Origin of the sequence: Micromonospora tulbaghiae (genome assembly GCF_900091605.1) — a bacterium.
GTDB lineage: Bacteria > Actinomycetota > Actinomycetes > Mycobacteriales > Micromonosporaceae > Micromonospora > Micromonospora tulbaghiae.
The window spans coordinates 118161-130260 of the sequence record NZ_FMCQ01000010.1; the positions used below are offsets into that span (position 1 = coordinate 118161).

General features: G+C 75.4%; 7 protein-coding genes. 5 read left to right on the top strand and 2 right to left on the bottom strand.

Annotation, left to right across the window (positions count from 1 at the left end; genetic code table 11):
* Window positions 1–9: 9 nt before the first annotated feature.
* Window positions 10–2019 carry a beta-galactosidase gene (locus GA0070562_RS25850; protein ID WP_091426946.1) on the bottom strand — a complete coding sequence of 670 codons (2010 nt, stop codon included), beginning with the start codon at window positions 2017–2019 and terminating at the stop codon, window positions 10–12.
* Between the two features lie 115 nt (window positions 2020–2134).
* Here GA0070562_RS25850 and GA0070562_RS25855 point away from each other — a divergent pair, with 115 nt between their 5' ends.
* The 5 genes from GA0070562_RS25855 to GA0070562_RS25875 all read left to right on the top strand — a co-directional run bounded on the left by GA0070562_RS25855 (window position 2135) and on the right by GA0070562_RS25875 (window position 11584).
* The gene (locus GA0070562_RS25855) at window positions 2135–4498 is read left to right on the top strand and encodes a TIM-barrel domain-containing protein (protein WP_091426947.1); all 2364 of its coding nucleotides are present in this window, start codon (window positions 2135–2137) and stop codon (window positions 4496–4498) included.
* Window positions 4499–4546: 48 nt separating this feature from the next.
* On the top strand, window positions 4547–5743 hold the full coding sequence (locus GA0070562_RS25860; RefSeq protein WP_091426948.1) for an ROK family transcriptional regulator: 1197 nt from the start codon (window positions 4547–4549) through the stop codon (window positions 5741–5743).
* 236 nt (window positions 5744–5979) lie between these two features.
* Complete coding sequence (locus tag GA0070562_RS25865) at window positions 5980–8388, top strand: beta-glucosidase family protein (RefSeq protein WP_091426949.1); 2409 nt, start codon at window positions 5980–5982, stop codon at window positions 8386–8388.
* A complete protein-coding gene (locus GA0070562_RS25870; RefSeq protein WP_091426950.1) occupies window positions 8385–9410 on the top strand; it encodes a LacI family DNA-binding transcriptional regulator in 1026 nt (341 codons plus the stop codon). The genes GA0070562_RS25865 and GA0070562_RS25870 overlap by 4 nt, the downstream gene beginning before the upstream one ends.
* A complete protein-coding gene (locus GA0070562_RS25875; RefSeq protein ID WP_091426951.1) occupies window positions 9407–11584 on the top strand; it encodes a glycoside hydrolase family 95 protein in 2178 nt (725 codons plus the stop codon). Before GA0070562_RS25870 ends, GA0070562_RS25875 begins: the two co-directional genes overlap by 4 nt.
* Here GA0070562_RS25875 and GA0070562_RS25880 read toward each other — a convergent pair.
* The gene (locus tag GA0070562_RS25880; protein WP_091427086.1) at window positions 11581–12090 is read right to left on the bottom strand and encodes an NUDIX hydrolase; all 510 of its coding nucleotides are present in this window, start codon (window positions 12088–12090) and stop codon (window positions 11581–11583) included. The two genes, GA0070562_RS25875 and GA0070562_RS25880, sit on opposite strands and share 4 nt — an antisense overlap.
* Window positions 12091–12100: the final 10 nt, after the last annotated feature.

A 12100-nucleotide genomic window follows, 5' to 3' on the forward strand; every position in this document is an offset into this window, starting at 1 on the left:
GTACGCGCATCAGCGCGCTGCCTCGCGTAGCACCGCCACTGCGCCCGGCTCCAGCGTCAGGGAGCCGTCGACCGTCGCGGCGGTCAGCAGGTCGAGCCCGGTGACCGGCACCCGCTGCGGCTGGTCGGTGTGGTTGAGCAGGTAGAGCAGGGTCCCGTCGCTGTCGTGCCGGCGTACCGCCTCCACGCCCGCAGGCGCGCCGGGACAGGTCGGGGTCACACCGGCGAGCCGGGCCGCCTCCGTGAGCAGCCGCCGGTAGGTGTCGTCGTCGGGACGGGTCGAGACGTACCAGGCGTACGCGTCGCCGACCCGGTGCCGGGCGACGGCGGGCCGCCCGTCCAGCACTCCCCCGGCGTACGCGCTCACCGTCTCGGCGCCGTCGGTGTGGACCGTCTCCGACCAGATCCGGCCGGTCCCGCCGCCGGTCAGCGACACCTGTTCGTCGTCGGCGAGGGGGTGGAACTCCTCCACCCGCACGCCGAGCAGGTCCCGATACGCCCCCGGGTAGCCGCCCAGGCGCACCCGGGCGTGCTCGTCGGCCACGCCGCTGAGCCAGGTCACCAGCAGGTGCCCGCCGCCGTGGACGTGCCGGCGTACCCAGTCGGCTGTGGCGTCCGAGGCGAGGTAGAGGGCGGGGAGCACGAGCAGCCGGGCGCCGTCGAGCGGGCTGCCGGGCGGCACGACGTCGGCGGTGACGCCCGCGTGCCACAGCGCCCGGTGCGCGGCGGCCACCTCGCCGGGGTGGTCGAGTCCGTCGCGGGGCATCCCCGGGTGCCGCAGCGCCCAGCCGCTCGCCGCGTCGTACGCGACGGCCACGGCCGACTGGACGCGGCCCGGCGCGGTCCCGGCGAGCCGGCCCAGCGCGGCGCCCAGGTCGGTGGCCTCGCGGAACACGCGGGTGTCCGCCCCGGCGTGCGACACCACTGCGGAGTGGAAGCGTTCCGCGCCGCCGGCCGGGGCGCGCCACTGGAAGAACATCACTCCGGCGGAGCCGCGTGCGACGTGGGCGAGGCTGTGCCGGGTGATCCGGCCGGGTTCCTTGGTGTGCATCCGCCCGGCGGTGTGGATCTGGTTGGGCGCGCTCTCCATGAGCAGCCACGGCACCGGCCGTCCGGCGCCGTGGCGGGCCCAGCCGCGGGCGAGGTCGGCGGCGAGCGCGGTCTGTTCCTCCGCGCCCGCGTCGGTCGTGGACGGGTAGTGGTCGATCGCCACCAGGTCGACCTCGCGCGCCCAGCGGGCGTGGTCGACCGGCACCCAGTCGCCGAGCACGGAGTTGGTGGTGACCGGCACGGCCGGGTTCGCCGCGCGCAGCAGGTCCCGCTGCTCGGTGTACGCGGACAGCAGCGTGTCGGACCAGAAGCGACGGAAGTCGAGCAGCTGGCCGGGGTTGGCGAGGTACTGGGTGGCGCGGGGCGTGCCGACCTGCGCCCAGTCGGAGTAGTGCTGGCTCCAGAAGCTGGTGACCCAGGCGTCGTTGAGCGCGTCGAGGTCGCCGTAGCGGGTGGTGAGCCAGCGGCGGAACGCCGCCTCGGCGTGCGGGCAGTGGCAGGTGGTGCCGTACTCGTTGTGCACGTGCCACAGCGCCAGCGCCGGGTGGTGTGCGTAGCGGGCGGCGAGGACCCCGGCGATGCTGCGGGCGGCGTCGCGGTACGCGGGCGCGGCGGCGCAGTAGGTGTCGCGGCTGCCGTGGGTCAGGCGGACGCCGTCGGCGGTGACCGGCAGCGCGTCCGGGTGGCGCAGCGAGAACCAGGGCGGCGGCGAGGCGGTGGGGGTGGCCAGGGCGGCGCGGATGCCGGCCGAGTGCAGCAGGTCCAGCACGTCGTCGAGCCAGTCGAGCGTGTACCGGCCGGGCTCGGGCTCCAGCCGGGACCAGGCGAACACGCCGACCGTGACCAGGTTGACCCCGGCGGCACGCATCAGGGCGACGTCCTCGCGCCACACCCGCGGCGGCCACTGCTCCGGGTTCCAGTCGCCGCCGTAGCAGAGACGGCCGTCGTCCCACGGCGCTTTAGTTGTCATCCCGGCCAAAATAGGAACAGGTGAGAAGGAAAGTCAATGCCGTCGATCATTGACAGTTAGTTGGGCTTCCAAAGAAACTGGCGGGACCGCCCGTGGACGCCGCGAGGAGACGCCCATGCCGTACCGCCCGCCGCTGGTCCCGTACGAGACGTTCGTGGCCGACCCGCCCGACCTGCCGGTCCGCGCCCCCGGCGAGGAGGGCGCCGACGACGTGCTGCGGGCCGAGGTGGCCGCGACCGACGCGCACGGGGTCACGCTCACCGCGACCTGTGCGTCCGGCCGCACGCTGGTCGCGCGGGTCGAGGCCGCCGGCGACGGGATCATCCGGGTACGCCTCGCCGACGACCTCTCGGTCCGCAGCCGGTCCGCGGCCGCGCTGACACTGGTCCACCCGCAGCCGCACCCCGCCGCCGTGACCGTCACCGACGGACACGTCCGGGTCGGCGCCGGTGGCGTGGTCGCCGAGCTGTGCCTGGACCCGTGGGGGCTGCGGTTCCTCACTCCTGAGGGGCGGCTGCTGCTGGCCTCCGACGGCGGTACCCGGGACATCAGCGGTCGCCGCCGCACGCTGCCGCTCGGCCGCTCCACGTTCGACGGCGAGCCGGTCGCCTGGCACGAGAGCTTCGTCGCGCCCGGCGACGAACGGTTCGTCGGCTTCGGCGAAAAGTTCACCCCGCTGGACAAGCGCGGCCAGCGCCCGCTGATGTGGAACTTCGACGCCTTCGGCGGCGAGTCCGACCGCTCGCACAAGAACGTGCCGTTCTACCTCTCCGACCGCGGCTACGGCGTGCTCGTCGACAGCGGGCTGCCGGTGCAGTTCGACGTGTGCGCCAGCACCCACAGCAGCGTGCAGATCCTCGTCCCGGACGACCTGCTCGACTACTACGTGCTGGCCGGGCCCACCCCGGCGCAGGTGCTCGACCGGCTCGACACGCTGACCGGACGGCCGTACCTGCCGCCGAGGTGGGCGTTCGGCGCGTGGATCTCCTCCGGCTTCTTCCCGGACAGCCAGCAGCGCGTGCTGGAACGGGCCCGGCGCATCCGGGAGCGGGACATCCCCTGCGACGTGCTGCACCTCGACTGCTACTGGCAGGTCGCCGGCCACTGGTCGGATCTGCGCTGGGACGCCGACGCCTTCCCCGACCCGGACGGCATGCTCAAGGACCTCACCGAGCAGGGCTTCCGGGTGTGCCTCTGGATGAACCCGTACCTGATGACCGGCAGCCCGCTCTACGCCGAGGCCGAGGCCGCCGGGTACTTCCTGCGCCGCCCGGACGGCGGCACGTACGTCGCCGACACCTGGCACGGCAGCTACCCGGAATGCGCCGTCGTGGACCTCACCAACCCGGCCGCGGTGCGCTGGTTCCAGGGCCTGCTGCGACCGCTGCTGGCGCAGGGCGTCGCGGCGTTCAAGACCGACTTCGCCGAGGGCGTGCCCGCCGACGCGGTGGCACACAACGGCATGACCGGCGTCGAACTGCACAACGTGTACGCACTGCTGTTCAACGACGCGGTAGCCGACGTCACCGAGGAGGTGGCCGGGCACCGCACCGTGTGGGCCCGTTCGTCGTACCTGGGCGGGCAGCGGCACAGCGCGCAGTGGAGCGGCGACGTCAACGCCACCTGGCCCGGCATGGCCAGCACGCTGCGCGGCGGCCTGTCCCACGGGCTGTCCGGGGTGCCGTTCTGGAGCCACGACACCGGCGGCTTCCACGGCACACCCGAGCCGGACCTGTACGTGCGCTGGACCCAGTTCGGCGCCCTCTCGCCGCTGGTGCGGCTGCACGGCACCACCAGCCGGCTGCCGTGGGAGTTCCCGCCCGAGGCGGAACGGCACGCGGTGGACGCGCTGCGGCTGCGCTACCGGCTGCTGCCGTACCTCTGGTCGGCGGCGGTGGCGAGCGCCCGCACCGGCGGCCCGATGCTGCGGGCGCTGCTCGTCGACAGCCCGGACGACCCGGCCGCCTGGACCGCCGACCTCCAGTACCGCCTCGGCCCCGACCTGCTGGTGGCGCCGGTGCTCGACCCGTCCGGCGAGCGCGCCGTCTACCTGCCGACGGGCGACGACTGGCTGGACGCGGACACCGGGCAGCGGCACCCCGGCGGCCGGCACCTGCGGGTGAGCGTGCCGCTGGACCGGCTGCCGCTGTACGTGCGCCACGGCGCGCTGATCCCCACCGTGGCACCCGCGGCGACGGTCGGGACCGGCCCGTTCCGGGACGTCACGCTCGTGGCCTGGGGCGGCGTCGACGGCGTGAGCGTGGTGCACGACCCCGAAGGCGACACCACTGTCACGGCGGTACGCGACGGCGACACGCTGCGCGTGCGCGTGGACGGGCCGCTGGACGTCCGGGGGGTCAGCGTCGTCGGGACGGACCCGCCGCGCCGGGCGGTGCTCGACGGCGAGCCGGTCCCGGTGACGCCGTTCGCGCCGTGGTTCGGCGGCGGAGACCGGCCGGCCGGAATCTCGCCCCTTTAGTTTAAGCTGTAGCCGAACTCGGGGCCGGGCGCAGGAGGCGGGCAGTACGTGATCAGCATCGACCGGCCGACGGCCGACCTCGGCGACGTGCGGGTGACCAACCGGGCCGCGGTGCTCCGGCACGTCCGCCGTCACGCCCCCTGCTCCCGGGCCGACGTCGCCGCCCACACCGGGCTGAACAAGGCCACCGTCTCCAGCCTGGTCGCCGAGCTGATCGAACACGGCCTGCTGCGGGAGACCGGGCTGACCGAGAACCGGGTGGGCCGCCCGGCCACCATGCTCGTCCTCGACGGCTCCCGCTACGTCGGGCTCGGCCTGCGCGTCGGCGCGGACGAACTGGTCGCGGTCGCCGCGGGACTCGGCGGCGACCCGGTGCTGACCTGGCGGCGCGCGTTCCCCGCCGCCACCGCCGGTCCCGAGGAGACGGTGAAGGCGCTCGCCGCGCTGACCCGGCGCGCCGTCAACCGGATCGGCGCCGACCGCACCGTGCTCGGCCTCACCGTAGCCGTACCCGGGCTGGTGGACCCCGACGGCGACGTGCCGGCCGCACCCGCGCTGGGCTGGCGCGGCGTGCCGCTGGCCGCGTCGGTTCGTCGCGCGCTACGCGACAGGGATTTCCCCGTCGCCGTCGACACCGAGGCCAACCTCGCCGTGCTGGCCGAGCGGCGGCACGGCCCGTACGCCGCCACGACCGACCTGGTGCACCTCACCGGCGGGCCGGCGATCGGCGCGGGCCTGATCAGCGGCGGCCGGCTGCTGCGCGGCGGCCGGGGCTTCGCCGGCGACGTCGGGCACCTGCCCCTGGCCGCGGACGGACCGGCCTGCGACTGCGGGCGGCGCGGCTGCCTCACCGCGCTGCTCGGCGTGGACGCGGTGATCCGCCGCCTGCTACCAGGCGCCGGCCCGGTCACCGACCATCTGCCGGAGGTGGAACGGATCCAGGTACTCGCCCGCGCCGGGGACGAGCCGGTACGGACGGGGCTCACCGAGATCGGCCGGCTGCTCGGGCAGGCGACGTCGGTGCTGTCCGGGCTGCTCGACCCGGAGGTGGTGGTGGTCGGCGGGCACCTGGCGGCGCTCGCGCCGTGGCTGCTGCCCGCCGCCCACGCCGAACTCGCGGCCCGCACACCGGTTCCGCCCGGCGTGCGGCTGGAGGCCAGCACGCTCGGGTCCGCGGCCGGGGCGCTGGGCGGGGCCACCGCCGCGCTGGCCACTGTGGAGGCCGGGCGCCTGCCCGCCGGATGACCCCTTGACCGCACCGGCCGGAAGGTGCCAACCTCGGTAGCGCCGCGTTCCGGGACCGGGCAACCCGAAGCGGCGTGTTTTTCGGCGGTTGTCGAAGCGCTTCACCACCGCTCCGGGCCGACACTGCCGCACCCCCACCACCCCTTTTCGCGTACGCGACGCCGCATCACCGGCTCGTCCGTCGAAGCGCTTCGACGGACGAGCGGCAGCACGTACGCCGACCGGAGGCGCCCACCATGACCGACCCCGTCCCCCATCGTCTGGACGACCTGCTGGCCCGGCTCACGCTGCCGGAGAAACTCGGCCTGCTGCACCAGTGGCAGGCGCCGGTGCCCCGGCTCGGCCTGCGCGCGTTCCGCACCGGCACCGAGGCGCTGCACGGCGTCGCGTGGCTCGGCACCGCCACCGTCTTCCCGCAGGCGATCGGCTTGGCCGCGAGCTGGAACCCGGACCTGATCCGGGCGGTGGGGGCCGCCGTCGGCGACGAGGTACGCGTCAAGCACCGGGCCGACCCGGACCGCGTCGGCCTCAACGTGTGGGCGCCGGTGGTCAACCCGCTGCGCGACCCCCGGTGGGGACGCAACGAGGAGGGCTGGTCCGAGGACCCGTGGCTGACCGGCGAGTTGGCCACCGCGTACGCGCTCGGGTTGCGCGGCGACCACCCGATCCGGCTGCGGACCGCGCCGACGCTCAAGCACTTCCTCGGCTACAACAACGAGACCGACCGGGCCACCACCTCCAGCGACCTGCCGCCCCGGATGCTGCGCGAGTACGAGCTGCCGGCCTTCCGCGCCCCGCTGGCGGCCGGCGCAGCCGTGGCGGTGATGGCGTCGTACAACCTGGTCGACGGCGTGCCGGCGCACCTGAGCCCGCTCATCGAGGGTGAGCTGCGCGGCTACGCCGACGACGAGATCATGGTGGTCGGCGACGCCGGGGCGGTCGGCAACATCGCCGGCGTGCAGGGACACCTGCCCGACCACGTGGCCGGCTTCGCCGCCGCGCTGCGCGCCGGCATCGACAGCTTCACCGAGGACGACGAGGACAGCACCCCCACCGTGGAGCGGCTCACGGAGGCGCTGGCCCGCGGCCTCGTCGACGTCTCCCACGTGGACCGGGCGGTGCGGCGGATCCTGTCCGTCCGGTCGCGGCTGGGCGACCTGAACCCCGATCCCCACGACGACGTGCCGCCCCACACGCTCGACAGCCTCGCCCACCGGGAACTCGCCCGCGAGGCCGCCCGCCAGTCGGTGGTGCTGCTGCGCAACGACGGCCTGCTGCCGCTGCGCCCCAGCACCCGCGTCGCGGTGCTCGGCCCGCTCGCCGACACGGTGCTCACCGACTGGTACAGCGGCACCCCGCCGTACACGATCAGCGCGTACGCCGGGCTGCTCGGGCGCCTGCCCGAGGTGACCACCCATCCCGGCGCGGACCGGATCACCCTGCACGTCGGCGACCGGGCGGTACGCCACGACGGCGACGGCCCGCTGGCGCTCGGCGACAGCCCGGCCGAGTTCGACGTGGTCGACTGGGGGCGCGACGTGGTGGCGCTGCGCGCCGTGGACACCGGCCGGTACGTCGGCGCCGACGACACCGGGGCCCTCGTGGCAGACCGCGACGGACCGGGCGGCTGGGTGGTACGCGAGACGTTCCGCCTGCACCACCGGCCCCACGGCACCGCGCTGCTGCACCACCTGGCCACCGGCCGGCACGTCGGCGTCGCACCGGACGGGCGGCTGAGCGTCGCCACCGGCGACCCGGCCGTGTTCGCAGTGACGCTGCTCGTGGACGGGGCGGCCGAGGCCGCCGCGCTGGCGGCCGCCGCCGACGTGGCGGTGGTGGTGCTCGGCAACCACCCGATGGTCAACGGCCGGGAGACCGAGGACCGGGCCGACCTGGCCCTGCCGACCGGCCAGGCGGAGCTGCTGCGGGCCGTGCACGCCGCGAACCCGCGTACCGTGCTGGCGCTGACGAGCAGCTACCCGTACGCGGCCGGCTGGGCGCAGGAGCACCTGCCGGCGGTGCTGTGGAGCGCCCACGGTGGACAGGAACACGGCAACGGGCTGGCCGACGTGCTGCTCGGCGCCGCCGACCCGGGCGGGCGGCTCACCCAGACCTGGTACGCCGACGCCGCCGAACTGCCGGACCTGCTCGACTACGACGTCATCGGCGCCGACGCCACCTACCTCTACCACCGGGGCGAGCCGCTGTACCCGTTCGGGCACGGGCTCAGCTACGCCGAGTTCGACTACGCTGACCTCCGGTTGAGCACCGCCACGGCGCGCGCCGGCGAGGAGGTGGAGGTGAGCGTCGAGGTCACCAACACGGGCCGCCGCCCGGGCACCGAGGTCGTGCAGCTCTACACCCGGCAGCGGCGCTCGCGGGTCAAGCAGCCGCTGCGGCAGTTGCGCGACTTCGCCCGCGTCACGCTCGACCCGGGCTGCGCCGCCCGGGTGACGATGCGCCTGCGTACCGCCGAACTGGCCTGGTGGGACGAGACCCGCGCCGCGATGGTGGTGGAGGACGCCGTCCACTCGGTGCTGGTCGGCAGGTCCGCGCGGGACATCCGGCTCGCCGGCGCGCTCACCGTCACCGGCGGCGACGCGACAGCCGAACCGGCGGGCACCAGCTTCGGGACGGCCCGGTGAGCGGCCGGACCCCTGGCGAGCAGGTCACCATCGCCGACGTGGCCCGCCACGCCGGGGTGGCGGCCAGCACCGTGTCGTACGTGCTCAGCGGCAAACGCACCATCTCGGCCACCACCCGCAGCCGGGTGCTCGCCAGCGTCCGCGCGCTCGGCTACCACCCGCACGCCGGGGCCCGCGCGCTCGCCAGCCGCAAGGCCAACGTGATCGCCCTGGTGCTGCCGCTGCGCACCGGCATGCAGGTGCCAGTGGTGATGCGCTTCGCCACCGCGGTGGTCACCACCGCCCGCCGCCACGACCACGACGTGCTGCTGGTCACCGCCGACGAGGGACCGGCCGGGCTGCACCGCATCGCCGGCAGCGCGCTCGTCGACGGCGTGCTGCTGATGGACGTGGAGCTGGAGGACTCCCGGGTACCGCTGCTGCGCGAGCTGGCGCTACCCGGCGTCCTGATCGGGCACCCCGCCGACAGCACCGGACTGGCCTGCGTCGACCTCGACTTCCGGCGCGCCGGGGAGCTGTGCGTGGAACACCTGGCCGCCGCCGGGCACCGGCGGGTCGCGCTGCTCGGCGCGCCCGCCGCGGTCTACGACCGGGGCACCGGGTTCGCCCACCGCACCCGCGCCGGGGTACGCGCCGCCGCCGGGCGGCTCGGCGTCGACGCGGTGACCCGGCCCTGCGAGGAGGGGCCGGCGGCGGTACGCCACGACCTGGAGGCGCTGCTCGCCGACCACCCGGACGTCACCGGGCTGGTGGTGCAGAACGAGTCGGCGGTCGGCCCGGTGCTCGCCACGCTGCCGCTGCTGGGCCGCCGGGTGCCCCGCGACGTGTCGGTCGTCGCGATCTGCCCGGATGAACTGGCCGAACAGTCAGGGCTCACCTGCGTGCCGGTGCCCGCCGAGGAGGTCGGCCGGCAGGCGGTGGCGTTGCTGATGCGGCGGTTGAACGGCGAGCCGGTGCCGGAGGTGACACTGCTGGAACCGCACCTGACCGTGCGGGACACCAGCGGCGGGACCGGCCGGTGACGGCGCACCGCATCCACGACACCGCACCGGCCGACGACTGGACCGACGCGTTCCTCACCGGCAACGGCGAGCTGGGCCTGATGGTCCACGGGCGGCCGCACGCGGAGCGGATCGTGGTGAACCACCACCGGCTCGTCCTGCCCAACGGCACCCGGCACGCCCGCGCGCCCGAGCTGGCCGGCCGGATGCCGTACATCCGCGCCCTGGTGCTCGCCGGACGGCGGGCCGAGGCCGCCCGGCTGCTCACCGGCAGCCGGGAGCTGGAGTGGACCCAGTCGTTCCACCCCGGGTTCGCGCTCACCGTCGACGCGCCGCCCGGACCGGTCTCCGGCTACCGGCGCGACACCGACTTCGCCACGGGCGAGGTGACTGTCGAGTGGTCGGGCGGGCGGCGGCGCTGCTTCGCCTCCCGCGCCGGCGCCGTGGCGGTGATCCACCTCGACCAGGGCGACTGCGTCGTCGGGGTGACGGGTGAGCTGCCCGGCAACCCGGCCGACGTGGTGTACGAGCAGGCCGCGTACCGCCGCGACGGGCTGGTGTTCCTGCGAATACGCGCCCGCTACCCGGAACGCGGCGGGGCGTACGGGTTCGAAGGGCTGACGCTGCTGCGCGGCGACGCGAGCGTCGACGGCGACCGGGTACGGGTACGCGGACCGGCGCTGCTCACCACGCTCGTCGACCGGCCCGAGAAGCCGCCCTGGCGTACCCGGGCCTCGGAACGGCGGCTCGCCGCGCTCGCCGGGAACTACGACACGCTGCTGGCCCGGCACGTGCCCCGCCATCACGGCCCGTACACCCGGGTCGGCCTGGACCTCGGCGTGCCCGCCGCCGACCGGGCGCTGCCTGTCGGTGAGCTGCTGGCCCGGCAGGCCGCAGCGCCGGACCGGCTGGACCCGGCGCTGCTGGAACGGCTGTTCCACTCCGGCCGGTACCTGCTGTTCAGCGCCAGCGGCGTGCTGCCGCCCCGGCTGACCGGGCTGTGGCTGGGCTCGTGGGACGCCGCGTGGGCCGGCGACTTCACCACCGACGCGAACCTGAACCTCCAGCTCGCGGGCGCGAACGTGGGCGCGTTGCCGGAAGTCACAGCGGCGCACGCCCGGCTGGTCGCCGCGCAGGTGGACCACTGGCGCGCCAACGCCCGCGCGGTGTACGGGGCACGCGGGCTGCTGGCGCCCAGCCGCACCGACGGCGAGCACGGGCACCTGTTCCACGTCCACCCGGAGTGGCCGTTCACCGCGTGGCTCGCCGGCGCGGACTGGCTGCTGCACCCGCTGCACGAACACCACCTGGTCACCGGTGAGCCGCTGGGCGAGGTGGCCGGCTGGCTGGCCGAGGTGGCGGACTTCTTCGCCGACGTGCTGACCGTCGTGGACGGACGTCCCGCGCTGCTGCCGTCGTACTCGCCGGAGACCGGCCCGTACGACGACACCGGCCGGACCTCTCCGGTCGCGGTCAACGCCACCATGGACGTCGCCGCGGCCCGGCACGCGCTGCGGCTGGCCGCCGAGGTGACAGGCGCCGACCGGTGGGCCGGGGTACGGCCGCCCGGCTACCTGGTGGACCGGCGCGGCGCGCTCGCCGAGTGGGCGTGGCCCGGCAGCACCGGCGACGAGGACCACAGGCACGTCAGTCACCTGTATCCGGTGTGGCCACTGGACGAGATCGACCCGGACGACACCCCGGAGCTGGCCGCCGCCGCGCACCGGGCGCTGACGTTGCGCGGCGACGAGAACCAGTCGGCGCACGGCAGCCTGCACCGGGCGCTGGCGGCGGCCCGGCTGCGCGACGGCGAGCTGGTCGCGGCGAACCTGCGCAGGATCCTCGGCGCGGACATGTTCTTCCGGTCGCTGATGAGCGCGCACAACCCGGGCCGGACCACGTACAACGCCGACGCCGCGCACGCGCTGCCGGCGGTGCTGATCGAGTCGCTGGTGCAGTCGCGCCCGGGCACGTTGCGGCTGCTGCCCGCGCCGCCGCCCGGCCTGCCCGCCGGGACGCTGCGCGGCATCACCTGCCGGGGCCGGGTCACCGTCGAGGAGCTGACCTGGGGGTCGGGCCGGGTGGGGGCGCGGCTGGTGTCGCCGGTGGCGCAGCGCGTGGTCGTGCACGCGCCGGGCGGCCACCGTGCGGTGGAGCTGACCCCGGACCGGCCGTACGAGGTGGTGTTCCGCTAGAGGTTGTCGGGCCGGTTCAGCGCCGGGTGACTCTCCCCCGGCACGACGTACCAGGGCGGGGCGTCGTCGGTGAGCGCGGTGGAGATCCGCAGCCGCGCCCAGTCGTCCAGGTCCGGCAGCGCGTCCGGAGCGAACCAGGCCGCCGCCAGCGACTCGTCGCCGTCGGCCGTCGGCGCCCCGCCGATCGCCCGGCAGCGGAACCAGACGTTGAGGTATTCGCAGGCGTCGCCGTTGGGGTAGACCACCGGATGGGTGGCGACACCTGCCAGCCGGTCGACCGTCACCGTCACGCCCGTCTCCTCGCGGACCTCGCGCACCAGCGCGTCGGCGGGCTGCTCGCCCGGATCCACGGTGCCCGCCGGGACCGACCATCGGCCGTTGTCCCCCCGGCGGGCCAGCAGCACCCGCCCCGCGTCGTCGGTCACCACGCCGCTGACGCCGTACAGCATCAGCAGGTCGTGGCCGACGTGGCGGCGCAGCCGGGCGATGTAGGGCGAGACGGCCATGGCGAGCAGG